Genomic DNA, 25,391 nt, shown 5'->3' with positions numbered 1-25,391 from the left:
CGTGGTCTAGTCCACACGGCGTGCGAGGCGCAAGCGTTTCGCCCGTTTCGCCGCGGAATCGGTCGTAGCCGGGCGCCCGCGCTGCGGGGTGCGCGCCGGGCTGCGCCGTCGCGGGTGCGAGGATGGAGGCCGTGACCAGCTCAACCGTGATCGTGATCGTCGCCGCGGTCCTCGTGGCACTGGTGCTCGCCGTGACCGCCGGTCTGCTGCTGGCGCGCCGGCGCCGGATCAGCCTGGGCGAGCGGCAGGAACGGGACGAGGTCTCCTCGTCGGAGACGCAGCAGCGCACCGGCTACCGCACGGGCAGCGGCATCAGTCTGTCCAGCGGAGGACCGCCGCAGCAGGGCTCCGGTTCCTCGACGGCCACCGCCGAGCCCGAGCAGCCGGCGGAGACCCGCACCGAAGCGGACGGTGAACCCGCGCTCGGGGACGAGGCGGCCGTACCCCGGGACAGCGAGCGGCGCGGCATCGTCGACGTCGACCTGCCCGACACGGCGACCGGGGCTCCCGGCGTGCCGGACGCGCGCACGGCGCCGGAAGCGCCCGCCGAGCCAGCTGTGACCGAGCGGGAGATCGCCGAGCAGAAGGCTCCGGCGGAACCGGAGACCCCGGCCGATTCGGAGGGCGAGTCGGAGCAGGCGCTCGCGGACGGTGCCGCGACCGCGGAGGCGGACACCGCTGCGGCCGAGACCCCCGCGGCGCAGGAGACTGAAGCCACCGAGGCGCAGGAGACCGGGACGGGGGAGAGCACCGGCTCCGCGGGCACGACCGCGACTGCCGGAAGCGGCGCGGCGGCCCCGGCGGAACCGGTGGTGCCGGAGCCCGCCGAGCCTGCCGCGACCGAGCGGGAGATCGCCGAGCAGAAGGCCCCGGCCGAGCCGGAGACCCCCGTTGAGCAGCCCCCCGCTGCCGCCGCGCCGGACACCGCTGCTGGCGAGGCCACCGCTCCCGCGGCCGAACGGGAGGAGATCGAACCGACCAGCGGGCGGCTGGAGCGCCTGCGCGGCCGCCTCTCCCAGTCCCGCTCGACGCTCGGGCAGAGCCTGCTCGGTCTGCTCGGCGCCGGTGACCTCGACGAGGACTCCTGGGAGGAGATCGAGGACACCCTGCTGATGGCCGATCTCGGCGCGGCCACCACCACGGAGATCACCGAGCGGCTGCGCTCGGAGATCGCCACGCGGGGGGTGCGCACCTCGGAGCAGGTGCGCGCACTGCTGCGCGAGGTGCTCGTCGACGCGCTCGGCCCGGACATGGACCGCTCGGTGCGGGCGCTGCCGCACGGGGACCCGGTTGACGGCGGCAAATCGGCCGTGGTGCTCGTCGTCGGCGTCAACGGCACCGGCAAGACGACCACCACCGGCAAGCTCGCCCGGGTGCTCATCGCCGACGGGCGCTCGGTGCTGCTCGGCGCGGCCGACACGTTCCGCGCGGCCGCGGTGGAGCAGCTCGGCACGTGGGGTGAGCGCGTGGGTGCCGAGGTGGTGCGCGGCAACGAGGGCGCCGACCCGGCCAGCGTGGCGTTCGAGTCGGTCAGCCGGGCCGGGGAGACGGGCGTCGACGCGGTGCTGGTGGACACGGCCGGCCGGCTGCACACCAAGACCGGCCTCATGGACGAGCTCGGCAAGGTCAAGCGCGTCGTGGAGAAGAAGGCCCAGGTCGACGAGGTGCTGCTGGTGCTGGACGCCACGACCGGCCAGAACGGGCTCGCCCAGGCGCGCGTGTTCGCCGACGTCGTCGACGTGACCGGCATCGTGCTGACGAAGCTGGACGGCACGGCCAAGGGCGGCATCGTGTTCCAGGTGCAGCGCGAACTGGGCGTGCCGGTCAAGCTCGTCGGGCTCGGGGAAGGGCCGGATCACCTGGCCCCGTTCGACCCGGGCGCGTTCGTCGACGCCTTGCTGGAGTGACCCGCTCCCCGGAGTGATCCCGGCCCGCCGGGAGAACCCCGGCTTCCCGGAGCCCCGGGGCGAGTCTCAGCTCGCTTTGCGGGTCCCGGTGGCGGTGGACGTTTCTGGGGACATGTCCACCCGCCTGTGCCGGAGCCCTGCTCGCGGCCGGGGCGGGCGCATGTGCTGTGGCCGGGATCTCCGCGGCAAAAATTGTCTGATGACTGACAACTCTCCTAGCCTGGTCGAGTGAGGGCATCGACCCGCCCCCGCGGAGGCGAGCCGTCCGCGGGGGCGGGGTGCGGGTCGCGAACAGGGGGAGACATGCGCAGCGTGGGCAAGCGCTCCTCGGTGGAGGACGTCATCGCCCGGCTCACCGAGCAGCTCTCCGCCGGCGCGTGGCGCCCGGGGGAACGGATCCCGACGGAGCAGGAGCTCAGCGGTGAGCTCGACGTCAGCCGCGCCGTCGTCCGCGAAGCCGTCCGCGCGTTGGTGCACCTCGGCGTGCTGGAGAGCCGCCAGGGCTCCGGGACCTACGTCGTCAGCGCGACCGACCCGACACCCATGCTGCGGCAGCTCAACCTGGCGCGGGTGCGCGAGGTGTTCGAGGTCCAGCTCGGCTACGACGTGACCGCAGCCCGGTTCGCCGCGGTGCGCCGCACCGACGAGGACATCGCGCGGCTGCGGGCCCTGCTGGAACGGCGCGACGAGGCCGCCACTCCCGACGAGTTCGGCTCCGCCGAGGTCGACTTCCACCAGGCCGTGGTGGAAACCGCCGGCAACCCCCTGCTGCTGGAGATGTACCGGTACCTGCTGAGCAGGTTGCGGGAGAGCCTCGAAACCCTGCGCGCGGCGCACGAGCTGGTCGAATCCGGCCCGCAGGCGCACCGCGCTCTGGTGGACGCCATCGCCGGTGGTGATGCCGACGCCGCGGCCCGCGCCGCGCAGGCGGTGATCGAGCCCGGACTCGATTCCCTGCGCAGTGCCCTCGACGAGGACCGATGACGCAACGCCGGGTGCACGCGCGGCGGAACCACCGGCTGCCGCACCGGTCGACCGGCGGCACAGCCGCGCGCGCAGAGAGGAATGCAGGAGAGCTGTGAGCATGCGAACCGAAGTGCACGACCACCAGCGGCGGAGGTCCAGCGCGGTCATCGCCACGATGGTGCTCGTCGTGCTGGTCGCGGTGGCCCTGCGACCGCCGTTCACCTCCGTCGCGCCGCTGCTGGAGGGGATTCAGCGCGACCTGGGCCTGTCCTCCTCGTTCGGCGGCGTGCTCACCACGCTGCCCGTGGTGTGCCTGGGGGCGTTCGCCTTCCTCGCGCCGAAGCTGCGGCAGCGGTTCGGCGACGAGCGCGTGCTGCTGGGCTGCCTGGTGGTGCTCGTCGCGGGCAACCTGCTGCGCGCGGCAGGACCGGTGTCGACGCTGCTGCTGGGCACCGTCGTGGTCGGTGCGGGCATCGCCGTGGCCAACGTGGCGCTGCCCGGGCTGATCAAGCGGGACTTCCCGGACAACGTTCCGGTGATCACCGCCGTGTACACGGTGTGCCTCACGCTCGGCGGTGCGGTCGCCGCGAGCGTCGTCGTGCCGATCTCCGAAACCACCGGATCGGCCTGGCGCGCCCCGCTCGGCCTGCTCGCGGTCCCGGTGGCGGTCGCGCTGGTGATCAGCCTGTTCGTGCTGCGCGGGCGCTCCGGTCCGGCGCCGCTGCCCTCTCGCCCGGGGCGGCTGTGGCGGTCGCCGCTGGCGTGGCAGGTCACGGTGTTCATGGGGTTGCAGTCGGCCATGGCCTACGTCGTGTTCGGGTGGCTGCCGAGCATGCTGCAAGGCCGCGAGTTCAGCGCGGGGACGGCCGGCCTGGCGCTCGGCGTGCAGGCCGCGGTGCAGGCCGTCGGGTCGATGAGCGTGCCGGTGCTGGTGCGCCGCACCCGCGACCAGCGGCTCATCGCCGTCGTCCTGGCCGTGCTCATCGCCCTCGGCTTCACCGGGGTCGTGTTCGGCCCGGCACCGGCCGGCGTGTGGGCGGCGGTCGTTCTGCTCGGCGTCGCCCAGGGAGCCGCGTTCGGCCTGGCGCTGACCCTGTTCGGGCTGCGTTCGCCGGACAGCGACACCACGGCGGCCCTGTCCGGCATGGCCCAGGGCGGCGGCTACCTCATCGCGGCCGCCGGTCCGCTGCTGATCGGCCTGATCCACGACCTGTCGGGCAACTGGACCGCACCCCTGGTGCTGCTGTGGGCGTGCTGCGCCGGGCACTTCGCCGCCGGGATGTTCGCCGGACGCCCGGTGCAGGTCGACTCCGTCACCGGGGGAACGAGCTCGTGACCGACCGCCGCGCCTGACCCGGGGCACGGCCCCCCGCGTGATTGGACTCGTTCCAGAGAGCGCAATTTTCATGAAAATTGTGAGTTGTCCCCACGCGAATGGAGCACAAGTTATCCCCAGGGGGGTCGGGTTCTCCCCAAGGGCCCTGCGCGTCGGGCGGGGTGTTGCCGTGCGTGTCGGGGCCCCGGCGCAGTCCGCGGCGCAGCCGTCCGCACGACGTCAGGGGCGGGTTGCCCGCGATCACGGCCGACCTCTCCGGCGCCCGCGTCACCCGTCTGGCACGGGCGCCGGTGCGCTTCGGCAGCTTCCCACGGGGGCGCTCCGGTGCGGGGGCTGCGCCTCCGCGAGTCGCGCGCACCGGGGCGGGTCTCACGTGTCCGGTGGGGCCTGCACCTCCGGGCGAGCCGCGCGTGTCCGGGTGGGCCCCACGCGTCCGGACGGTGTCTACGCATTCGGAATGCGTATCTCTACCTAGATCAACACACGGGGGTTCACGGTCTCGGCGCCCCCGCTCGGACCGGGAGACTCATTCGTGCACGGCGCAGAGGGAAGGCCGGGCGGTCAGGGCGAATCCCCGCCCGTTCTGGGGGTCGGGCGGGGATTGCTCAGCCGCCGTGCACGAGGGGAGCCGAGGGGGATCAGGGGGAGAGGCCGGAGCGGCCCGCACGTGGGGGAAGGGCCGCTCCGCGACCTCCGTCAATCCACCGGTGCGACGCGGATCAGGTTGCCGTCGGGATCGGCGACGACGAAGGTCCGCCCGAACACCTCGTCGCGCGGCTCCGCGACGACGTCGACGCCCTTCTCCGACCACGCGCGGAACTGCCGGTCGATCGCCTCGGGCCCACCGGGCAGGGCCACGCACAGCTCGCCGGTCCTCGTCAGCGTCCGGGCCGCGCGCTCCGGATCCCCGCTCCACAGGGCGAGCTGGACACCGCCGTCGAGGTCGAAGGCGATGAACCTGGGGGTTTCGAAGCTGGGAGCCATCTCGAACAGGTCGGCGTAGAAGCGGGCGGACGCCGGTGCGTCGGTGACGTGGACGATGAACATGTTCGGGCGCGTCACGGAAGACCTCCACGTGTTCGTGGTGTGCGGACACGCGGAGACTGCGCGTCATCGGTGACGAGTTCCGGCATGATTGATGAGATCCTCCGGTGGTGCCGCCGGATCGCTTCTTCTCCCTGCTGATCGCGCTGCAGAGCTGCGAGTCCACGACCACCGCCGAGCTGGCCCGCGAGCTCGGGGTCTCCGTGCGGACCGTGCTGCGCGACCTGCGTTGGTTGCAGGAGGCGGGTTTTCCGCTGCTGGTGCGGCGCGGCCGGTGGGGCGGGGTGGCACTGCTGCCCGGTGGAGCCCTGGACGCATCGCGGCTCGCACCGGCCGAACGCGACCACCTCGCGCTGGAGGGCCTCGACGACGAGCAGCGGGACCAACTGGGTACCGCTGTCGAGGCCCGGCGCGCCCGCAGCAAGGTGGCAGCCGTCCGGCGGTCACCGGAGCAGGACGCGCTGCCGCTGAGCGCGGTCGTCACCACCGACAACACGCCGTGGTTCGGACCCCGGCCGGGAGGGATCTCCCCGGCGGAGCTGCTCGGGGACCTGCGCCGGGGAGTGCGCCTGCGCATCCACTACCGCCGCTCCGAGGAGGGCGAGCCCGCCTGGCGGACGGTGGATCCCTATGGTCTGCTGGCCAAGGGCGGCCGCTGGTACCTGGTCGCCGACCGCGGCGGCTCCCCCCGCCTGTACTCGCTCGAGCGCCTCGTCGAGTGGCGGGCGCTGCGAACACCGCGCCGCCTGCGCGCGGGGGCGACGTTGCCCCGCGTCGCCGCGGAGCTCACCGAGCAGTGGGAAGCTCCCGCCCCGCTGCGGGTCGAGGCCGTGCTCGACTCCGCCCAACTCGACCGCGCGAAGCGCATCCTCGGCAGCCGGCTGACTGTGCGCTCCGCCGAGCAGTGCGACCGGGTGGACATCGCGGTGGCGTGCCGCGAGGTGGAGGACGTGCGCCAACTGCTGCAGTTCGCCGACGGCATCACCGTGACCGGGCCGCCCGCGGCGCGGGACCGCCTCCGCCAGCTCGCCGCCGACACCTTGCAGCAGTACCTCTAGCAGGGCTTCGTCAGGTCGTTTTGCGCACGGGGTGGCCGGGGGCAGGTGGGAGGACCTCCTGCACGTCCCAGCTGCCCCGAGCACCCGCCCTGGACAACGGAACCTCGAGCACCGACCCGCCAGCGGCGCGGGGGCGGTGGTCGGGCGCGAGCGATCAAGATCGACGCGTAACCTGTTGATGTCGTGGACCCCTCCGCGGCGCCTGCCGCCGACCCGCCGGTCATCAGCGTGCCCCGGCGCTCGCTCGTCGTCTTCGCCGGCATTCCCGGCGCGGGCAAGAGCACCGTGCTCGGCCGGTTGTCCACGCGCGCCGGCGCAGCCGCGCGTGCAACGCCCGGGGAACCGGTCGTGCTCGACTCGGACGAGGCGCGCGAGCGCCTGCGCTCGGTGCTGCCCGGCTGGGTGCGCTACGGCTGGTACCGCCCCCTGGTGCACGTGCTGCACGGGTTGCGCATCGTCCGCTGGTGCCTCGTCGCCAGCGGTCCCGTCGCAGCGCACGAGCCGGCCACCCGGGCGAGCAGCCGCGCTCTCCTGGCGTTGTGCGCGCGGCTGAGCGGAAGGGAGCGGGTGCTCGTGTGGCTGCGGGTCGATCCCGGTGACGCGCTCGACGGGCAGCGCGCCCGCGGCCGCCTCATCGGCGCGTGGTCCTTCGCCCGCCACGTGCGGCGCGCGGTGCGCATCGAGGGCCTGCTCGCGACCGGGGCCGGCCTGCGCGGCTGGCCGCGGGTGCACGCGTTCAGCAGGCACCAGCTCGACGGCGGGATCCGCGTGGACGTGTCCGAGCAGTGCTCGCGGTGACGTTCGTCCCCGTTTCCCGGGGTGGCGCGCGCAGCGGCGATCGTCCTGGTTAGGCTGGTGGACCGTGCGGCGGGCAGATTCCGCCGTTCCGGCTGAGATCATCGAGCTGCGAGTGACTGGCAACGGGGTGCTCATCCCGGTGCGTGGTGTGGCCACCCGCGGGATGTGCTGGGTGGCGTCGACACGTGGTCGACTGTGTGGTGCGCACTGCCGTGATGGCGCACTGCGTGATGACGCGCTGCGCTGTTTCACCCCGGACGTGCCGCGTAGGGCCGCTTCGGATCTGATCCAGCCCTGATCGACCTACGAGGAGACCCGCGTCCAGCATGCCGACTTTCGATGAGCTCGATCTCGACCCCGAGGTACTGAAAACTCTGGTCGAGCTCGGTTACGAAACACCGACCCCCATCCAGGAACGCACGATCCCGCCGCTGCTGGAAGGCAACGACGTCCTGGGCCTGGCCCAGACCGGCACCGGCAAGACAGCGGCGTTCGCCCTGCCCATCCTGTCCACGGTGAACGTGGCGGAGCAGCAGCCGCAGGCGCTGGTGCTGTGCCCCACCCGCGAACTCGCCATCCAGGTCAGCGACGCGATCCAGAGCTACGCCACCGGCCTCGACGGCCTGCGCGTGCTGTCCATCTACGGCGGTCAGAGCTACCGCCCGCAGCTGGAGGGCCTGCGCCGCGGCCCGCACGTGGTCGTCGGCACGCCCGGGCGCGTCATCGACCACCTCAACCGCGGCACGCTCGACCTCAGCGGCCTCGAGCACGTCGTGCTCGACGAGGCCGACGAGATGCTGCGCATGGGCTTCGTCGAGGACGTCGAGACGATCCTGAGCTCGGCGCCCGCCCAGCGCCGCACCGCGCTGTTCTCCGCGACGATGCCGCCGGCGGTGCGCCGCATCAGCCAGTCCTACATGCGCGAGCCGGTCGAGGTCACCGTGGAGAGCTCCACGCGGACGGCCGCCACGGTCAACCAGCGCTACCTGTCCGTGCGGGACTCGGCCAAGCGCGACGCGCTGACCCGGGTGCTGGAGGCGGAGCAGTGCGACGGCGTGATCGTGTTCGTGCGCACCAAGCAGCTCACCGAGGAGCTCGCCGAGTACGTGCAGGCGCGGGGCTTCCGCGCCACCGCCATCAACGGTGACGTGCCGCAGCAGCTGCGCGAGCGCACGATCGGCCAGCTGCGCGACGGGAAGGTCGACATCCTCGTCGCGACCGACGTGGCGGCGCGCGGGCTCGACGTCGAGCGCATCTCGCACGTGTTCAACTACGACATCCCTCGCGACCGCGAGGCCTACGTGCACCGGGTCGGCCGGACCGGCCGGGCCGGCCGCACCGGTGAGGCGATCCTGTTCGTCTCACCGCGCGAGCGCGGGCTGCTGCGCGGGATCGAGAAGTCCACGGGGCAGACGATCACACCGATGCAGCTGCCCACCGTCGAGGAGGTCAACAAGCAGCGGCTCGCCCGCTTCGCCGCGCAGATCACCGACACGCTCGGCAGCGGGGACCTCGAGGTGTTCGAGGACCTGGTGCGGGACTACCAGAGCGAGCACGACGCGGACCCGGTGCGGATCGCCGCGGCGCTGGCGAGCATGGCCCAGGGCGACCGGCCCCTGCTGCTGGACCCCTCCGACGAGCTGGAAACCCCGGACTTCGAGTCGAACAAGTCCGACAAGGAGACCTACCGGGTCGAGGTGGGGCGCCGGAACCGCGTGACGCCGAAGGCCCTCGTCGGGGCGCTGGCGAACGAAGGCGGGCTCGCCAGCAAGCACATCGGCAACATCGACATCCGCGCCGAGCACACGCTGGTCGAACTGCCCGCCGACCTGCCCGAGCAGCTGCTGCGCAAGCTCGGCCGGACCCAGGTCGCCGGGCGCGGGCTGCACATCAGCCGCGCCGATGACGAGGTCGTCGGGCGGCGCGGCGGGCGGCCGAACCGCAGCCGCGGCACCGACCGCGGGCGGAAGAGCGGCGCCGGACCGCGCAAGGAGGGTCGCGCGGGCCGGTTCGACAAGCGTCCGCGCCGCCCGCACAGCACCTCCTGACGCGGGCCTCCGGCCGGACGCGGGTGGCGCGGAACCGCCACCCGCGTCCGGCACTGGCGCACGCCGGTTACCCTTCAGGGGTGCCGAGGTACACGCATCGACTCTGGAGCCTGTGACCCCGTGTTCGACACACTTTCCGACCGGCTCACTTCGGTCCTGCAGAACCTGCGCGGAAAAGGCCGCCTGACCGACGCGGACGTGGACGCCACGGCCAGGGAGATCCGCATCGCCCTGCTCGAGGCCGACGTCGCGCTGCCGGTCGTCCGCGAGTTCATCAAGGGCGTGAAGGAGCGGGCCAAGGGCGCCGAGGTCTCGCAGGCGCTCAACCCGGCCCAGCAGGTCATCAAGATCGTCAACGAGGAACTGGTGAACATCCTCGGTGGCGAGACCCGGCGGCTGGACTACGCCAAGCACCCGCCCACGGTGATCATGCTCGCCGGTCTGCAGGGTTCGGGCAAGACGACGCTGGCGGGCAAGCTGGCCAAGTGGCTGTCCAAGCAGAACCACACCCCGCTGCTCGTGGCCTGCGACCTGCAGCGGCCGAACGCGGTCAACCAGCTCCAGGTGGTCGGTGAGCGCGCCGGCGTGCCGGTGCACGCGCCCGAACCGGGCAACGGTGTCGGCGACCCGGTCGCCGTGGCGCGGCAGGGCGTCGAGCAGGCCCGGCACAGCCACCACGACATCGTCATCGTCGACACGGCCGGCCGGCTCGGCGTCGACGAGGAGATGATGCAGCAGGCCTCGGACATCCGGGACGCGGTCGAACCGAACGAGACGCTGTTCGTGCTCGACGCCATGGTCGGTCAGGACGCGGTGACCACCGCGGAGGCCTTCCGCGACGGTGTCGGGTTCACCGGCGTGGTGCTGACGAAGCTGGACGGCGACGCCCGCGGCGGTGCTGCGCTCTCGGTCCGCCAGGTCACCGGCGAGCCGATCCTGTTCGCCTCGAACGGCGAGAAGGTGGACGACTTCGACGTCTTCCACCCGGACCGGATGGCCAGCCGGATCCTCGGCATGGGCGACATGCTCACCCTCATCGAGCAGGCCGAGCAGGCCTTCGACCAGGACCAGGCGGAGCAGGCCGCGGAGAAGCTCGGCACCGGTGACCTCACCCTCGAGGACTTCCTCGAGCAGATGCAGGCGGTGCGGCGGATGGGGCCGCTGCAGAACCTGCTCGGCATGCTGCCCGGCGCCAACGGGATGAAGGACCAGCTGGAGAACTTCGACGAGAAGCACCTCGACCGGGTTCAGGCGATCATCCGCGGCATGACGCCCGATGAGCGGTCCAACCCCAAGATCATCAACGCTTCGCGGCGGCAGCGCATCGCGCGCGGTTCCGGCGTGCAGATCAGCGACATCAACGACCTGGTCAACCGGTTCTTCGAGGCGCGCAAGATGATGCAGCAGATGGCCGGCCAGTACGGCATCGGCGGCGGCAGCGCGACGAAGAGCAAGAAGGGCAAGAAGGGCAAGAAGGGGAAGAAGGGCAAGAACAAGGGCCCCACGCCGCCGAAGGGCGGACGCGGGATGCCCGGTGGCATGCCCGGCATGCCCGGAGGCCTCCCCGGCGGCATGCCGGGTGGCGGCAACCAGGACATGTCCAAGCTCGAGCAGGGCCTCAACGACCTGCCCGCCGGGTTCGACCCCTCCAAGCTCAACTTCGGAAAGAAGAAGTGACGGCGCTCCACCTCAGCGGTGCGGTGCTGCCCGGCGGTGAGCACCGCGACCTGTGGATCAGCGGCGGTGCGGTGCGCGCCGAACCGGTCCCGGAGGCGGAAACCGTCTTCCGCGGCGGCTACGTGCTGCCGGGGCTGGTCGACGCGCACTGCCACGTGGGCATCGGCCCGCAGGGCCCGGTGGACCTCGTCGAGGCCGCCGAGCAGGCCGAGACCGAGCGGGACGCCGGGGTGCTGCTGCTGCGCGACTGCGGTGCTCCGGGCGACACCCGCCCGCTCGACGCGCGGGAGGACCTGCCGCGGATCATCCGCGCCGGGCGGCACCTGTCCAAGCCGAAGCGCTACATCCCCTCGCTGGCCGAGGAGCTCGAGGACGAGGCGCAGCTGCCCGATCTCGTGGCCAAGCAGGCCCGCGCCGGGGACGGGTGGGTCAAGCTCGTCGGCGACTGGATCGACCGCTCCGCGGGCGACCTCGCTCCCGTGTTCTCGGACGAGGTGCTCGTCGACGCGATCGCCGCCGCCCACGGCGAAGGCGCCCGGGTGACCGCGCACGTCTTCGGCGAGGACGCGCTGCCCGGGCTGCTCGACGCCGGGATCGACTGCATCGAGCACGGCACCGGGCTCACCGACGGGACCATCGAGCGGATGGCGCGCAACGGCACCGCGCTCGTGCCGACGCTGATCAACGTGGCGAACTTCCCCGCCTTCGCCTCCGCGGCCACGAAGTACCCCGCCTACGCCGCGCACATGACGGCGCTGCACGAGCGCGCGGACACCACCGCGGCCAAGGCGATCGAGGCCGGCGTACCCGTCTACGCGGGCACCGACGCCGGTGGCAGCATCAGCCACGGCTCGCTCGTCGACGAGCTGCACGCGCTGCACCGCGTCGGCATGTCCCGCGAGCGGGCGATCGGCGCGGCCTGCTGGGCCGCGCGCGACTGGCTCGGTGCCGCCGCCGGCGTTCCCGGCGGCGCGGCCGACCTGCTGTGCTACGACACCGACCCGCGCGAGGACCTCGCCGTGCTGCGCCACCCGCGACGCATCATCCTGCGGGGGCGCGTGCTGCGTTGATGCGCGCCCCGCGCGGGTCGGATGTGATTCCGGCGGACGCCGCCGTGCCGGGCGCGCGTCCGCGGTGGGTCGAGCGAGGAGTAGTGCGAGTGGTGCGAGAGGGACAGCCCTCCGAGGAATCCGACGACGCGCGGGACCCGCAGGGGGCGACTCCGGACGCGGGCGGGCCCGCCGGTGCGCCTCCGCCCGGCCCGCAGGCCGGGAACACCGGTGTCCCCGGAGGTACCGGGGCCGCGGGGGATGCCGGCTCCGCCGGGGGCGGGGACGCCGGAAGCAGCGGGGGGTCGGGCATCTGGAACATGCCGGCGATGGGCGAGGCCGATGACGTGCGCGACCGCGACCTGCACCGCTGGTTCTGGCAAGCGCAGCTCGAAACCGCGCGGCGGGGTTCGCTGGCCTGGGGGTTCGCCGCCTTCTTCCTCGGCTACGGCGGCTACTACCTGGCCGGGATGATCATTTCGCTCGTCCAGCGGACCCAGCAGAGCGGTTTCGACCCCGCGCAGCCGCCGAACGCCGGACCGGTCCTGCTGCTGGCCTTCGCCCCGAACGTGCTGCTCGGGCTGCTGCCCGCGCTGTTCTCCTGGCGCCGCGGCCACGGGCTGCGCTCCGACTTCGGGATCGTGCCGAAGTGGCGGGACCTGAAGATCGGCCTGGCCTGCGGCGGTATCGCCCTGCTCGGCTCCTGGCTGCTGACGATCGTGCTGATCAGCCTGAGCGGGCCGCCGCCCGACACCGAGATCAGCCGGCTGATGGGCGGGGACCGCACGGTCTGGCTGTTCGTCTTCGCGCTGTTCGCGTTCATCGGCGCCCCGCTGACCGAGGAGCTGCTCATGCGCGGCGCCCTGTGGGGGGCGCTGGAGCACCACCGGATCCCCCGCTGGGCGATCCTCGTGCTCACCGCGCTCGTGTTCGCGCTGATCCACCAGGAGATGTGGCGCACGCCGGTGCTGTTCTTCGGCGGGCTGGCCATCGGGGCGGCACGCATGATCACCGGCCGCGTGGGAGCGAGCGTCGTCGCGCACGCGACGAACAACTTCCTCCCGGCGCTGCTCCTCTTCGCCACCGCGGGGTCGTGAACGGCACCGATCGGGTTCTCGCTCCGGTGCGGTGCTGATCGCTAGGCTGGCAGGCCTGCCGCCGCGCCGGAGGGAGGAGCGACACCGCGTGAGCGCGTCCCCGGAGGAACCCGCAGCCAGCGGCGACGTGCGTCCGGACAGGCCCGCGCAGCCGGGCGGGGCGGGACGCTCGGGCGGAGCGGGACGGCCGGGCGGTTCCGCACCGCCGGCGGGGAGCGAGCGCGCCGAGCGCGAGCACCGCTGGGGGCTGGGCGCGTTCTTCCTCGCGCAGGCGGTGTTCGTGCTCGTGTCGGTGGTGCTGGCCGCGATGCTGGCCAGCCCGGACGAGCTGGAGCTCGTGCTCATGCTGGTGCTGCCCACGCTCGTGGCCGGCGGGGTGGCGGTGCTCATCACCGTCGTGCGCGGCAACGGACCGCGCGTCGACTTCGGACTGCGGTGGCGCCGGTCCGACATCGTGACGGGGCTGTCGATCGGCGGCGCGGGCCTGGTGACGACGACGATCGCCACCGGCCTGTGGACGCGGTTCGGTCCTTCCGAGGGGACCTCCGCGGTCACCGGGGTGCTCGACGAGCTGCAGCTGCCGCCCGCGCTGGCCGTGGTCATCTTCCTGTACATCTGGTTGGTGGCCCCGCTGTGCGAGGAGCTGATCTACCGCGGACTGCTCTGGGGCGCCATGGAACGGCTGCGGTGGAGCCGCCCGAACGTGCTGGTGCTGACCACGGCGATCTTCGCGATCGGGCACCTCGAACCGGAGCGCACCTGGCTGCTCGTGGTGATCGCGGTGCCCGTGGGCATCGCCCGCATGGTCACCGGCCGGCTGACCGCCAGCGTCGTCGCGCACCAGGTGAACAACTTCCTGCCCGCGCTGGGGCTGCTGCTGGTGTCGCTGGGGCTGCTGCCCGCGTGAGGGCCGTGACAGGGGGATCCCGACGAGGGCAGCCGGGTCCGTCTGGCACAATGGGCAGTTGTTCACCGCGAGCGGTTCCCTCTCACCGCCCGCGGTTGGTAGACCTACGAGCGTTCCATCCGTTCTCCCCACGCGGAGTGGCATGCTCGCCGACGCACGAACGTAGAGCTGAGGAGCACCACCAGCCGTGGCTGTGAAGATCAAGCTTGCGCGGATCGGCAAGATCCGCGAACCGCACTACCGCATCGTGGTCGCCGACGCCCGCACTCGGCGGGACGGCCGCCCGATCGAGACGATCGGCCAGTACCACCCGAAGGAGAGCCCGAGCCACATCGAGCTCGACTCCGAGCGGGCGCAGTACTGGCTGGGCGTCGGCGCGCAGCCGACCGAGCCGGTCCGCGGCATCATGCAGGTGACCGGTGACTGGCAGAAGTTCAAGGGCCTGCCGGGCGAGGAGGGCAAGCTCCAGGCCAAGGAGGCCAAGACCTCCAAGCAGGAGCGCTTCGAGGCCGCCCTGGCCGCCGCCTACGAGGAGCCGGGCGTCGAGGCCGTCACGCCGAAGAAGAAGGGCGGCAAGAAGGAGGACAAGGCCGAGTCGGCCGAGTCCTCCGAGTCCGCGGAGGACACCGAGGAAGGTCAGCAGTGACCACCACGGTCCTCGCGGACGCGCTGGAGCACCTGGTGCGGGGCATCGTCGACAACCCCGACGATGTCCGCGTCCAGGCCTCGACCAACCGGCGCGGCCGGACGCTCGAGGTGCACGTGCACCCCGATGACCTGGGCAAGGTCATCGGGCGGAGCGGTCGCACCGCGACCTCCCTGCGTACCGTGATCTCCGGCATCGGCGGTCGCGGTGTCCGGGTCGACGTGGTGGACACCGACCGGTGAGCTCCACCGGCGACACGACCGGGCGTGATTCCCTCGAGCTCGCCGTCGGTCGGATCGTCAAACCGCACGGCATCCGCGGCGAGCTCGTGGTCGATCCGCTGACGGACAGCCCCGAGCTGCGCTTCGCCGCGGGCTGCGCGCTCGAGGCGCGGCGCCGCGGTGGCAGGACGGCGCACAACGTGACGGTGGCATCCGTCCGCCCCCACGGCGGGCGGATGCTCCTGTCTCTGCGGGAGGTCGCCTCCCGCGACGAGGCCGAGCAGTGGCGGGGCGTGCTGCTGGTCGCGCACGTCGACCCGGACGAGGCCGCCGAGGACCCGGAGGAGTTCCACGACCACCAGCTGGAAGGCCTGCGGGTGGACGACCAGGCCGGCCGGCGGCTCGGTGAGGTCCGCGAGGTCGTGCACACCCCCGCCGGCGAGCTCCTCGCGGTGCGCACGCCGGACGAGGCGGAGGTGCTCGTGCCCTTCGTCGCGGAGATCGTGCCCGAGCTCGACCTGGAGCGGGGGTACGTCGTGGTGGCACCTCCGGAGGGCCTGTTCGGCGCTGAGTGATCAGCCCGGCACGGCACCGGTCCGCGGCCCGAGCGGCTTTCGGCACGACCAGCGCGGCGCTGCGGCGCCGCCCCGGCAGGCGGGACCCGACCATGCGCATCGACATCCTCACGATCTTCCCGGACTACCTGACGCCCCTGCGCGAAGCGCTGCTCGGCAAGGCCATCGACGCGGGACGCATGCGGGTGGACGTGCACGACCTGCGCGGCTGGACTCACGACGTGCACCGCTCCGTCGACGACAGCCCGTACGGCGGTGGGCCGGGGATGGTGATGAAGCCCCAGGTCTGGGGCGAGGCGCTCGACGAGGTCTGCGCCCCGGACGAGCGGGGCGCGGTGCCGCGCCTGGTCGTGCCCACTCCTGCGGGGCGGCCGTTCACGCAGGAGACGGCGGCGCGCTGGGCGCAGGAGCCGTGGCTGGTCTTCGCCTGCGGGCGCTACGAGGGGATCGACGAGCGCGTCGTGGAGGACGCTGCCGCCCGCATGCCGGTCGAGGAGGTCTCCCTCGGCGACTACGTGCTCGTCGGTGGCGAGGTCGGCGCGCTGGTGATGGTCGAGGCCGTGGCCCGGCTGCTGCCGGGGGTGCTGGGCAACCCCCGTTCGGCGGCGGAGGACTCGTTCTCCGACGGGTTGCTGGAGGGGCCCAGTTACACGCGCCCCGAGGTGTGGCGGGGGCGGGCCGTCCCCGACGTGCTGCGTTCGGGCAACCACGCCGCGATCGCGCGCTGGCGCCGGGACAGGGCCTTGGAGCGGACCTACCACCGGCGGCCGGACCTGCTGGAGCGGTTGTCCGCGCAGGACCTCGATGCGGCCGACCGGGAGCAGCTCGCTAGACTGGCCGAACCCGAGCGGTCCGGATCGACCGAGCCGCCCGCCGGGCAGCGGTGGGGCGGCCACCCGCAGTCCCCGGAGCAGGGGCAGTAGCGGACGGTCCCCCGGCTGCGCCGCGCCGGAAGTCCACCCCGGGGTAGGGCGGTAATCCGCGCGTGGCACACTGGAAGGGTTGCTGCCGCCGGGAACTGTTCCCGGCGTGCTGAGCACAAGTTCACCCCGTGTCAGACGGTTGCCCACCGTGCGGTTGGGTCACATGCGAGAACACGGGTGCCATCGACACGGATGAGGACGGACGACCGATGAATACCTTGGACGCATTGGACGCCAAGTCGCTGCGTTCCGATATCCCGGATTTCCGGCCCGGCGATACGCTGAAGGTCCACGTCCGCGTCATCGAGGGTTCGCGCGAACGGACTCAGGTTTTCCAGGGCGCTGTGATCCGTCGTCAAGGCGACGGCATTCGGGAGACCTTCACCGTGCGCAAGGTGTCCTTCGGTATCGGCGTGGAGCGGACGTTCCCGGTGCACACCCCGAACATCGCCAAGATCGAGGTCGTGACCCGCGGCGATGTGCGGCGCGCGAAGCTGTACTACCTGCGCGACCGGCGCGGCAAGGCGGCGAAGATCAAGGAGAAGCAGTTCGCGAAGTCCTGACCGCCGACCGGCTCCGCTGCGGCCGAACGACCCGGGTGTGCGCGCACCCGGGTCGTGGTGTGTCGGGCGGCTTCGTGCCCGGAGGGACGCCTCCCGGCGGGCGGCGCAGTGGTCCGGGTGGTTGTCCGCGGCCAGCGGGGCTGAGCTGGGGCGGGCTCGTCCCGCGCTCCGCGCTGTGAGCCCCGTCTCCCCGGTGCGAATCGGCTGGCGACCACTTTCGAGTGATCACAATGCGAGCGGCTTGCGCTTTTCGTCCGAAACGATGTTCCGGAATGGGCGAATGCGCACGTCAGCCGGGTTGTGCGTGCTCGGCGGCGCAGGGCGCCGGCGCGGGGGAGTTCGTCCGCGGCCCCGTCCGGTCCAGTAGCCTGGGCCGGTGGCCGATGTGATGCGCTCCGGTGGGCCGACCGGCCCCGAGGAACCCTCCGAGTCCGACGAGCGGGGGTCGCAGCAGGACGACCCCGCGCGCGAGCGCTCGGATCGGAAGAAGAGGAAGAACGCGAAGAAGGGCTCGTTCTGGCGCGAGCTGCCGATCCTCATCGGTACTGCCCTGGTGCTGACGGTGCTCATCCAGGTGTTCCTGGCGCGGGTCTACCTGATCCCGTCGCAGTCCATGGAGGAGACGCTGCACGGCTGCCCCGGGTGCAACAACGACCGGGTGCTCGTGGACAAGGTCACCTACCGGTTCAGCGACCCGCAGCCGGGTGACGTGGTCGTCTTCCGCGGCCCGCAACCCTGGGTGCAAGGCGAGCTCAGCAGTTCTGAACCGACGAACCCGGTGGTCAGCGCCGTCCGCTACATCGGATCGCTGATCGGCTTCGGCTCACCCAGCGAGAAGGACTTCGTCAAGCGCGTCATCGCCACCGGCGGGCAGACCGTCGAGTGCTGCGACCCGCAGAACCGGGTGATGGTCGACGGCGAGCCCCTGGAGGAGCCCTACATCCACTGGGAGGGCGAACCGCACCAGCGGTCGTTCGGCCCGGTGACGGTTCCACCCGGACACCTCTGGATGATGGGGGACAACCGCAACAACTCGGCCGACTCCCGGCTGCAGGGCGGCGGCGGTGCGAACGGCGCCGTGCCGGTGGACAACGTCATCGGCAAGGCGCAGGTCATCGTGCTGCCACCGACGCGCTGGCAGGGCATCCCCGAGCCGAACCCGCAGGAGCGGGCTCAGGCCATGGACGCCCCGGCGTGGCAGGGGGGCGCTCCGCTGGCCGTGGGGGCCGCTGCGGCGTTCCCCACCGTGTGGGCGGGTCGTAGGCTCGGTGGTGTGGTGACGCGCGGAGTGAAGCGGGAGCGGGAGCGGCACTGACGTTGGCGAGGCTGGCTTCGACGGCAGGACGCAAGCCGGGAGCGTGGCCACCGCGCGCGGTGATCCGCCGGGACAGCGGGACGTGGGCGCTGCAGAGCGCGCTGGACCGCACCGGCCTCGGCCCCGTCGCGGGCGTCGACGAGGCCGGTCGAGGGGCGTGCGCGGGGCCGCTCGTCGTGGCCGCGTGCGCGCTGCGGTCCGGTGACGCGCGGCAGTTCGACGGCCTGACCGATTCGAAGGCGCTCAGCCCCGCGGAGCGGGAGCGGCTGCACGACCGCATCACCAAGCGGGCGCAGAGCTGGTCGACCGTGGTCGTGCCGGCCGAGGAGGTCGACGCGCACGGCATCCACACGTGCAACCTCGAGGGGATGCGCCGCGCGGTGGCACGGCTCTCCGTCGACCCCGGCTACGTGCTCACGGACGGTTTTCGCGTGCAGGGGCTTCCCTCGCCGAGCGTGGCCGTGGTCAAGGGGGACCTCGTGGCCGCGTGCGTGGCCGCGGCCTCGGTGCTGGCGAAGGTGGAGCGCGACCGGATCATGGCGGAGCTGGACCGGGAACATCCCGGGTACGGCTTCACCGAGCACAAGGGCTACTCCACAGCGACGCACACCGCACGGCTCAACGAGCTCGGTCCGTGCCTCCAGCACCGGTGGTCGTACGCGAACGTGGTGAGCGCGGCGCGGGAGAACGGTGTCCGCTGCCCGCGCCAGTTGCTGGGAAAACCCGGTTTGCTCGATGCTGCCACGGGTAGCGTGGGGAATAATGGCAAGTCGTCCGATCGGTAACGGAGAAGGGCTCGCAGAGCGATGAGCGCCGAGGATCTCGAGAAGTACGAAACCGAGATGGAGCTGCAGCTCTACAAGGAGTACCGCGACATCGTCGGGCAGTTCACCTACGTCGTCGAGACCGAGCGGCGCTTCTACCTCGCGAACGCGGTGGATGTGCAGGTGCGCAACTCCGATTCGGAGGTGTACTTCGAGGTCGCCATGTCGGACGCGTGGGTGTGGGACATGTACCGGCCCGCTCGTTTCGTCAAGAACGTCCGCGTGATCACGTTCAAGGACGTCAACGTCGAGGAGCTGGACAAGCCCGACCTGCGGCTGCCCGAGGGCGGTCCGTTCGGCGGGTGACGCCCGCCCCTCGGAACCAGCGCCGCCCCTCGGAACCAGCGCCGCCCCTCGGGGCAGCGCCGACCTCCGGGTCCGGTGGCCCCGGGCGGTCGAGCGCTCGGACGGGTTCGGTGCTCGCACGACCGCGCCGCGGTGAGGCCTCGTCAGGCACTGCCGCGGCGCGGTCGCGCATCGGCCGCCGCAGCGGGGAACCTCCGCTGCGGCCATGCGGGTGCGGGCGCCTGATCGGTGCGGGCGGATCGGTTCGCCCGGCCTGATCGCGCCCGGCCTGATCGCGCCCGGGCGGATCCGATCGGCCCGGGCGCTCTCCGCACGTGAGTGCGGTCCCGCGGGAAAGCTCCCCCCGCTCGCGTGCACTCCCCTCGCGTGGTCGTGGGAGAACGAGCTCCCGACATTCTTCGGCGTGTCGGCGGATGTCCTCGGATCGTGGTTGCCGAACGAGTGAGGAAACCCGAGAAAAGGTTGAGTTGTCCCCAAGGGGGCGAGTTGTCCACAGATTTCTCGGACGTCGTGGTGCGGCACTTTTCCTCCCGGCACAGTGGGATCACGACGATCACCGATCCGGGAGGAAAGCACCGTGGTCAGCGCTATCACAGGAAACCTGTCCGATGACGACACGCGCGGTCGGCGCCACGAACTCGGCGCGGAAGGAGAACGCGTCGCCGCCCAGGCGCTGGAGCGGCACGGCCTGACGGTCCTCGAGAGGAACTGGCACTGCCGCCACGGCGAACTGGACATCATCGCCAGCACCGGTGATGCCGTGGTCTTCTGCGAGGTGCGCACGCGCTCCTGCACCGACTACGGAACACCTGAGGAGAGCGTCCGCGCGGACAAGATCCGCCGCGTGCGCGAGTTGGCCCGGCACTGGCTGCACGAGCGCGGGCTCACCGGATGCCGCGTGCGGTTCGACGTGCTCGCCGTGCTGTGGCCCCCGGGGCGGGCCCCGCACGTGAAGCATTTCCAGGGGGTGTTCTGAATGCTGCGGAAGACCTGGTCCGTGGCCCTGTTCGGAATCGACGGCGTGCTCGTGGAAATCGAGGCCGACGTCCGATCGGGTGGGCTTCCCTCGGTGCAATTGCTGGGCCTTCCGGATTCCGCGCTGCAGGAATCGAAGAATCGGGTTCGGGCCGCGGTGCACAACTGCGGGGAGAAGTGGCCGGACAGTTGTGTGACGCTCGCGCTGTCCCCGGCGGCATTGCCGAAGACCGGGACCTCGTACGACTTGGCGCTGGCCTGCGCGGTCCTGGCCGCCGCCGAGCGTGTGCCCGCGCACCGGCTGCCGGGAACCCTGCTGTTCGGCGAGCTCGCCCTGGACGGGCGGCTGCGGTCCGTACCCGGGCTGCTGCCAGCTCTGCTGGCGGCGCGGCGGGAGGGGATGCGGCGCGCCGTCGTGCCCGTCTCCGGTCTGGCCGAAGCCCGCCTCGTCGACGACCTGGAAGTTCTCGGTGCGGAGAGCCTCGACGAAGTCCTGGCGTGGTTGCGCGAGCTCGATGAGCTGCGGTGCGAGCCCGCGGACCCCGAATCCGGCGCGGAACAGCCCGTTCCGGAGCTCTCCGACGTCGTGGGGCAGCCGGAGGCCCGGTGGGCGCTCGAGGTCGCCGCGGCCGGCGGCCACCACCTGCTCATGGTCGGCCCGCCAGGTACCGGAAAGACCATGCTGGCGCGCCGCCTGTGCGGGCTGCTGCCCGAGCTGACCTGGCAGGAAGCCCTCGAAGTGACCGCGGTGCGCTCCGCGGCGGGTGATCTGATGGATGGTTTCGACGGGGCCGAGCGAGCCGTCAGCCGCACGCCGCCGTTCACCGCGCCGCACTCCTCGCTGACCGTGCCGGCGCTGATCGGCGGCGGTACCGGGTGGGCCCGTCCGGGAGCGGTCAGCCGCGCCCACCGCGGGGTGCTGATGCTCGACGAAGCCTGCGAGCTCGGGACGAAACGGCTGGAAGCCCTGCGCACAGCGATGGAGGAAGGGGAGGTTCGGCTCGCGCGCGGTGACGGGACCGTCCGCTACCCGGCCCGGTTCCAGCTCGTGCTCGCCACGAACCCGTGCCCGTGCGCACCCGTCCGCGACGTGGACTGCCAGTGCCCGCCGCAGGCGCGGCGCCGCTACCTCGGCAAGCTGTCCGGACCGCTGCTGGACCGGGTGGACCTGCGGGTGTCGATGCGCCCCGTCACCGCGATGGCGCGCACGGCCGACGCCGATCCCGAGTCCACCGAGGTCGTGCGGGAGCGCGTGGCGCGGGCGCGCGGTGCTGCGCGGGAGCGCTGGGCCGCGCACGGGTGGCGCTCCAACACGGAGGTGCCGGGTCCGGCGCTGCGGCGGGAGTTCGCACTGCCAGCGGAGGTGACCGCTCCGCTGGACCGCGGGTTGGAGACGGGCGCGCTGACCGCGCGGGGTGCGGACAGGTGCCTGCGGGTGGCCTGGACGCTGGCGGATCTCGAGGGCTGCGAGCGCCCCGAGGCCGACCACGTCTCCGCCGCCCTCGATTTCAGGGAGCGGAAGGGGCCGTGATGGCCGGGCGATGCGGAGCCGGGCAGCGGACGCCGCTCGGCAGGGATGCATGTCTGCGCTGGGTACATGATGCGTGGCACTGCCCCGGCGGGAGAGGAGGAGGACGATGAGCACGCGGGACGAGCGGATGCGCCGGGCCCGGGCGTACCTGGCCGCTGCGGCCGAACCGCCTGCGGCCGCGTTGGCCGCGTTCGTGGCCGAGTGCGGTCCGGTGCGGGCGGTGGAACTGATCGAGCGGGGGCGCGAGCCGGAGGAGGTCGGTGCGGACCTCACCGCTCGGCACGTGTCGGCCGACGAGGTCCTCGCGGCGACCGAGCAGGCGGGAGCCCGGCTGGTCGTGCCGGAAGACCCCGAGTGGCCGGAGGGACCGTTCGCCGTGCTGGCCCGTGCCCGTGCGGTGGGCGTGGCCAGTGAGACCGAACCGCTCGCGCTGTGGGCCCGCGGGCAGGGCACGGTGGGTGCGCTGCTGGAGCGCGCGGTGGCGGTGGTCGGTGCACGCGCGGCGTCCGGTTACGGCGAGCACGTCGCCGCCGAGATCGCGCACGGCGCGGCGCGTGCCGGGTGGACCGTGGTCTCCGGTGCCGCCTACGGCATCGACGGCGCGGCGCACCGGGGAGCGCTGAGCGCCGACCGGCGTACCGTGGCGTTCCTGGCCTGCGGCATCGACCGGGACTACCCGGCCGGGCACGGCCGCTTGCTGCGGGTGATCGCCGGGCAGGGCGTCGTGCTCAGCGAGTACCCACCGGGCACGGAACCGCGCAGGCACCGGTTCCTCGTGCGCAACCGGCTCATCGCGGCGGCCGGGCAGGCCGCGGTCGTTGTCGAGGCCGGGGCCCGCAGCGGTGCGGTGAACACGGCGAACCACGCGGACGCGCTGGGCCATCCCGTCATGGCCGTGCCGGGCCCGGTGACCGCGAAGAACTCGGTCGGCTGCCACGACCTGCTGCGCAGCGGCAGGGCAGCACTGGCCACCGGGGCGGGAGACCTGTTGGAGATGCTGGAGCCGCTGGGGTCGGTGGCCGAGCCGGCCGCGGGACCAGCGGAGGAGCCAGCGGAGCAGCGGGCGGGGCCGAACCGGAACCTGCTGCCGGCGCAGGCGCGGGACGTGCTCGACGCGCTCGAGTCCGGGACGGCCGGTGCGGACGAGGTCGCGCGGCGCTCGGCCGTGCCGTTGCGCACCGTGCGGGCGCTGCTGCCGGAGCTGGAACTCGCCGGGTTCACCCACCGCTCCGATCGGGGGTGGTCTCTGGCGGATTCCGCAGCCGAGCACGGTGACACGGACGCGGCGCGGTGACACGGGTGGGCTGGAAAAGCACGGACACGGCACGTGGGATGCGGACGAGGCAGGATGATGCGGACGCGGCGCGGTGATACGGACGCGCCGAGCCGTGGTGCTTGACGCGCTCCCGATCGGTCGCGAGCGTCGAAACCATGGTCCGCAAGCCTGCCCGAGCCGCGCGCCCGAACCTCCGTGCCGCCCGTGCGGAGCTGCCGGAGGCTCTGGGCGGGGCCGTGGATCGGTTCGAACGGCATCTGGCCGCGGAACGCGGCCTGTCCGGGCACACCGTGCGGGCCTACCTCGGCGATGTCGTGTCGCTGCTGTCCTACCTGTGCGAACGGCGCGGTTCCGCGGCGCAGCTGGGAGAACTGGACCTCGACGTGCTGCGCGGGTGGTTGGCCCTGCAGCACGAGGAAACCGCCGCGCGCTCGAGCGTGACGCGGCGGGCGGCCTCCGCGCGGAGCTTCACCGCGTGGGCCCACCGGACCGGGATGCTGTCCGCGGATCCGGGTCCGCGGCTGTCGGCACCGCGCGAGCGGCGCACGCTGCCGGCCGTCTCCCGCGCGGACCAGGCCGGCGAGGTCATGCGCACGGCTGCGCTGGGGGCCGAGCAGGGGGAACCGGCCGCGGTGCGCGATCACGCCCTGCTGGAGCTGTTGTACGCCACCGGCGTGCGGGTCTCGGAGCTGTGCGGTCTCGACGTGGACGACGTCGACAGCGAGCGCAGTGTGGCGCGCGTGCGGGGCAAGGGCGGCCGTGAGCGGTACGTCCCGTTCGGTCGGCCCGCTGCGCACGCGGTGGACCGCTGGCTCACCGCGGGGCGCCCGGCCCTCGCGCGGGCGGAGTCCGGGGCTGCGCTGTTCCTCGGCGTGCGCGGTGGCCGGATCGATGCCCGCGTGGCGCGGCGTGTCGTCCGCGCCGCGTTCGACGCGGTCCCCGGGGCTCCTGAGCTGGGTCCGCACGGTGTGCGGCACTCGACGGCGACCCACGTGCTGGAGGGCGGAGCGGACCTCCGTAGCGTTCAGGAGTTGCTTGGTCACGCTACGCTCGCTACGACCCAGCTTTACACGCATGTGACCGTCGAACGGCTGAAGGCGATTCATGAGCGAACCCACCCCCGTTCCTGACAGTGCCGGGGGCGGCGCCGATCCGGGGCCCGCGCGGCCGGGCTCGGCGCGTGCGGCCTCCCGCGGCGCGGACGGCCACTCGAACCGGCAGCGCGTCGTCTCCCCGCGCGGCGGCGACGGGGTGCAGGCGGACGCGATGGATGCCGGCTCCGGCGGCAGCAGATCGGGCAGGCGCGCAACGACCGCGGGACGCGCGGGGGCCGGCGCCCGCTCCGCTGCCGTGCGCACCGGGGAGGGCGCTGAGAGCTCGGCTGCCGCGTGGTTCGACACCGCCTCCGGGGGCGCCGGGGCCGGAGGGCTCGACCGCGAGTGCTCGACGGGACCGGTCGGTGGCACCGACACTGGCGGGGTGGACACCGGCGCCTTCGGGGTGGAGACCCTGGACCAGGACGGTGCGGAGCACGTGGATCCGCACGACGACGTGGAAGCCGGGATCGTGGCCCTGTGGCGCGCCTTCGGCGAGCAGCGCGACCAGCGGCTGCGGGATCGACTCGTGCTGCACTACGCACCGCTGGTGAAGTACGTGGCCGGGCGTGTCGGCACCGGCCTGCCGGCGCACGTGGAAGTATCCGACCTGGTGCAGTCGGGCATCTTCGGGCTGGTCGACGCGATCGAGAAGTTCGAGCCGGAGCGCGGGCTGAAGTTCGAGACCTACGCCATGCAGCGCATCCGCGGGGCGATCCTGGACGACCTGCGCGCGCTGGACTGGGTGCCGCGCTCGGTGCGCAGCCGTTCCCGCGACGTGGAGCGCGCGTTGGAACGCCTGGAAGCGCGTCTGCAGCGCACGGCCACGGACGCGGAGCTGGCCGAGGAAGTCGGGCTCGACGTCGCCGAGCTGCGCGAGCTGTTCGCGCAGTTGCAGATGACCAGCGTCGTGGCCCTGGACGACCTCATCGGCGGCGGGGGGGCCAGCCAGGTCTCCCTGGCGGAGACGCTGCGCGACGACCGCGCGGAGGACCCGGTCAACGCCCTGGTCAACCGGGACAGCAGGCGGCAGCTGGCCGAGGCCGTCAAGCGGCTGAGCGAACGCGACCGGGTCGTGGTGACGCTGTACTACTTCGAGAACCTCACGCTGGCGGAGATCGGCAAGGTCCTCGGCGTGACCGAGTCGCGGGTGTGCCAGCTGCACACCCGCGCGGTGCTGCGCCTGCGCGGCAAACTGGCCGAGCAGAACTGATGTGCCCGCCCCGGGCGGCGCCGTCCGGGGCGGGCACGTGCC

24 protein-coding genes are annotated in these 25,391 nt (G+C 72.7%); 23 read left to right on the top strand and 1 reads right to left on the bottom strand.

Going from position 1 to position 25,391, the window contains the following annotated elements:
• The first annotated feature begins 131 nt into the window (after positions 1–131).
• From ftsY to ACVGV0_RS18240, 3 genes are all read left to right on the top strand, one after another.
• Complete coding sequence (gene ftsY / locus ACVGV0_RS18250; RefSeq protein ID WP_459156910.1) at positions 132–1,907, top strand: signal recognition particle-docking protein FtsY; 1,776 nt, start codon at positions 132–134, stop codon at positions 1,905–1,907.
• A gap of 303 nt (positions 1,908–2,210) precedes the next feature.
• Positions 2,211–2,891 (top strand): FadR/GntR family transcriptional regulator, encoded by a 681-nt coding sequence (locus ACVGV0_RS18245; protein WP_459156909.1) that lies wholly within the window; start codon positions 2,211–2,213, stop codon positions 2,889–2,891.
• A 100-nt stretch (positions 2,892–2,991) separates the two neighbouring features.
• A complete protein-coding gene (locus ACVGV0_RS18240; RefSeq protein ID WP_459156908.1) occupies positions 2,992–4,209 on the top strand; it encodes a CynX/NimT family MFS transporter in 1,218 nt (405 codons plus the stop codon).
• Between the two features lie 696 nt (positions 4,210–4,905).
• Here ACVGV0_RS18240 and ACVGV0_RS18235 read toward each other — a convergent pair.
• Positions 4,906–5,271, bottom strand: a complete 366-nt coding sequence (locus ACVGV0_RS18235; RefSeq protein ID WP_459156907.1) for a VOC family protein — start codon at positions 5,269–5,271, stop codon at positions 4,906–4,908.
• Between the two features lie 89 nt (positions 5,272–5,360).
• Between ACVGV0_RS18235 and ACVGV0_RS18230 the strand changes: the two genes are divergently transcribed.
• The 20 genes from ACVGV0_RS18230 (at position 5,361) to whiG (ending at position 25,349) form a co-directional block, all read left to right on the top strand.
• Positions 5,361–6,311 carry a helix-turn-helix transcriptional regulator gene (locus ACVGV0_RS18230; protein WP_459156906.1) on the top strand — a complete coding sequence of 317 codons (951 nt, stop codon included), beginning with the start codon at positions 5,361–5,363 and terminating at the stop codon, positions 6,309–6,311.
• Positions 6,312–6,494: 183 nt separating this feature from the next.
• Positions 6,495–7,109, top strand: a complete 615-nt coding sequence (locus tag ACVGV0_RS18225; protein WP_459156905.1) for an AAA family ATPase — start codon at positions 6,495–6,497, stop codon at positions 7,107–7,109.
• Between the two features lie 326 nt (positions 7,110–7,435).
• A complete protein-coding gene (locus ACVGV0_RS18220; RefSeq protein WP_459156904.1) occupies positions 7,436–9,157 on the top strand; it encodes a DEAD/DEAH box helicase in 1,722 nt (573 codons plus the stop codon).
• 120 nt (positions 9,158–9,277) lie between these two features.
• Positions 9,278–10,834, top strand: a complete 1,557-nt coding sequence (ffh, locus tag ACVGV0_RS18215) for a signal recognition particle protein (RefSeq protein WP_459156903.1) — start codon at positions 9,278–9,280, stop codon at positions 10,832–10,834.
• Entirely contained in the window at positions 10,831–11,904 is a 1,074-nt protein-coding gene (locus tag ACVGV0_RS18210) for an amidohydrolase family protein (protein WP_459156902.1), read from the top strand. Before ffh ends, ACVGV0_RS18210 begins: the two co-directional genes overlap by 4 nt.
• Positions 11,905–11,993: 89 nt before the next feature.
• On the top strand, positions 11,994–12,980 hold the full coding sequence (locus tag ACVGV0_RS18205) for a CPBP family intramembrane glutamic endopeptidase (RefSeq protein ID WP_459156901.1): 987 nt from the start codon (positions 11,994–11,996) through the stop codon (positions 12,978–12,980).
• Positions 12,981–13,068: 88 nt separating this feature from the next.
• Positions 13,069–13,887: a CPBP family intramembrane glutamic endopeptidase gene (locus ACVGV0_RS18200; RefSeq protein WP_459156900.1), complete on the top strand. Its 819-nt coding sequence runs from the start codon at positions 13,069–13,071 to the stop codon at positions 13,885–13,887.
• A gap of 187 nt (positions 13,888–14,074) precedes the next feature.
• Positions 14,075–14,533, top strand: coding sequence for a 30S ribosomal protein S16 (rpsP, locus tag ACVGV0_RS18195; protein ID WP_459156899.1), 459 nt, complete (start codon positions 14,075–14,077; stop codon positions 14,531–14,533).
• Positions 14,530–14,775, top strand: a complete 246-nt coding sequence (locus tag ACVGV0_RS18190; protein ID WP_459156898.1) for an RNA-binding protein — start codon at positions 14,530–14,532, stop codon at positions 14,773–14,775. Before rpsP ends, ACVGV0_RS18190 begins: the two co-directional genes overlap by 4 nt.
• Positions 14,772–15,329 carry a ribosome maturation factor RimM gene (gene rimM / locus ACVGV0_RS18185; RefSeq protein WP_459156897.1) on the top strand — a complete coding sequence of 186 codons (558 nt, stop codon included), beginning with the start codon at positions 14,772–14,774 and terminating at the stop codon, positions 15,327–15,329. The genes ACVGV0_RS18190 and rimM overlap by 4 nt, the downstream gene beginning before the upstream one ends.
• 92 nt (positions 15,330–15,421) lie before the next feature.
• A complete protein-coding gene (gene trmD / locus ACVGV0_RS18180) occupies positions 15,422–16,252 on the top strand; it encodes a tRNA (guanosine(37)-N1)-methyltransferase TrmD (RefSeq protein WP_459156896.1) in 831 nt (276 codons plus the stop codon).
• Between the two features lie 209 nt (positions 16,253–16,461).
• Positions 16,462–16,815 carry a 50S ribosomal protein L19 gene (rplS, locus tag ACVGV0_RS18175; RefSeq protein WP_459156895.1) on the top strand — a complete coding sequence of 118 codons (354 nt, stop codon included), beginning with the start codon at positions 16,462–16,464 and terminating at the stop codon, positions 16,813–16,815.
• A 376-nt stretch (positions 16,816–17,191) separates the two neighbouring features.
• Positions 17,192–18,130 carry a signal peptidase I gene (gene lepB, locus ACVGV0_RS18170; protein WP_459156894.1) on the top strand — a complete coding sequence of 313 codons (939 nt, stop codon included), beginning with the start codon at positions 17,192–17,194 and terminating at the stop codon, positions 18,128–18,130.
• 59 nt (positions 18,131–18,189) lie between these two features.
• Positions 18,190–18,915, top strand: a complete 726-nt coding sequence (locus ACVGV0_RS18165; protein ID WP_459160052.1) for a ribonuclease HII — start codon at positions 18,190–18,192, stop codon at positions 18,913–18,915.
• A gap of 21 nt (positions 18,916–18,936) precedes the next feature.
• Positions 18,937–19,260, top strand: a complete 324-nt coding sequence (locus tag ACVGV0_RS18160; RefSeq protein WP_459156893.1) for a DUF2469 domain-containing protein — start codon at positions 18,937–18,939, stop codon at positions 19,258–19,260.
• A gap of 577 nt (positions 19,261–19,837) precedes the next feature.
• Positions 19,838–20,236 carry a YraN family protein gene (locus ACVGV0_RS18155; protein ID WP_459156892.1) on the top strand — a complete coding sequence of 133 codons (399 nt, stop codon included), beginning with the start codon at positions 19,838–19,840 and terminating at the stop codon, positions 20,234–20,236.
• On the top strand, positions 20,237–21,766 hold the full coding sequence (locus tag ACVGV0_RS18150) for a YifB family Mg chelatase-like AAA ATPase (RefSeq protein ID WP_459156891.1): 1,530 nt from the start codon (positions 20,237–20,239) through the stop codon (positions 21,764–21,766). It abuts the gene before it with no gap.
• Between the two features lie 106 nt (positions 21,767–21,872).
• Positions 21,873–23,060 carry a DNA-processing protein DprA gene (dprA, locus tag ACVGV0_RS18145; RefSeq protein WP_459156890.1) on the top strand — a complete coding sequence of 396 codons (1,188 nt, stop codon included), beginning with the start codon at positions 21,873–21,875 and terminating at the stop codon, positions 23,058–23,060.
• Between the two features lie 137 nt (positions 23,061–23,197).
• Complete coding sequence (locus ACVGV0_RS18140; protein ID WP_459156889.1) at positions 23,198–24,172, top strand: tyrosine recombinase XerC; 975 nt, start codon at positions 23,198–23,200, stop codon at positions 24,170–24,172.
• Positions 24,147–25,349 (top strand): RNA polymerase sigma factor WhiG, encoded by a 1,203-nt coding sequence (whiG, locus tag ACVGV0_RS18135; RefSeq protein WP_459156888.1) that lies wholly within the window; start codon positions 24,147–24,149, stop codon positions 25,347–25,349. The genes ACVGV0_RS18140 and whiG overlap by 26 nt, the downstream gene beginning before the upstream one ends.
• Positions 25,350–25,391: the final 42 nt, after the last annotated feature.

It is taken from the genome of Salinifilum ghardaiensis (assembly GCF_054491345.1).
Note: the sequence above shows the minus strand (reverse complement) of the source record. Positions and strands in the feature narration are given on the sequence as shown.

Excerpts from the sequence above, each read along its gene's own strand:
- rplS (WP_459156895.1), top strand. The coding sequence starts at position 16,462 with ATGAATACCTTGGACGCATTGGACGCCAAGTCGCTGCGTTCCGATATC.
- ACVGV0_RS18220 (WP_459156904.1), top strand. The coding sequence starts at position 7,436 with ATGCCGACTTTCGATGAGCTCGATCTCGACCCCGAGGTACTGAAAACT.
- whiG (WP_459156888.1), top strand. The coding sequence starts at position 24,147 with ATGAGCGAACCCACCCCCGTTCCTGACAGTGCCGGGGGCGGCGCCGAT.
- dprA (WP_459156890.1), top strand. The coding sequence starts at position 21,873 with ATGAGCACGCGGGACGAGCGGATGCGCCGGGCCCGGGCGTACCTGGCC.
- ACVGV0_RS18245 (WP_459156909.1), top strand. The coding sequence starts at position 2,211 with ATGCGCAGCGTGGGCAAGCGCTCCTCGGTGGAGGACGTCATCGCCCGG.
- ACVGV0_RS18240 (WP_459156908.1), top strand. The coding sequence starts at position 2,992 with ATGCGAACCGAAGTGCACGACCACCAGCGGCGGAGGTCCAGCGCGGTC.
- trmD (WP_459156896.1), top strand. The coding sequence starts at position 15,422 with ATGCGCATCGACATCCTCACGATCTTCCCGGACTACCTGACGCCCCTG.
- ACVGV0_RS18160 (WP_459156893.1), top strand. The coding sequence starts at position 18,937 with ATGAGCGCCGAGGATCTCGAGAAGTACGAAACCGAGATGGAGCTGCAG.
- ACVGV0_RS18150 (WP_459156891.1), top strand. The coding sequence starts at position 20,237 with ATGCTGCGGAAGACCTGGTCCGTGGCCCTGTTCGGAATCGACGGCGTG.
- ACVGV0_RS18140 (WP_459156889.1), top strand. The coding sequence starts at position 23,198 with ATGGTCCGCAAGCCTGCCCGAGCCGCGCGCCCGAACCTCCGTGCCGCC.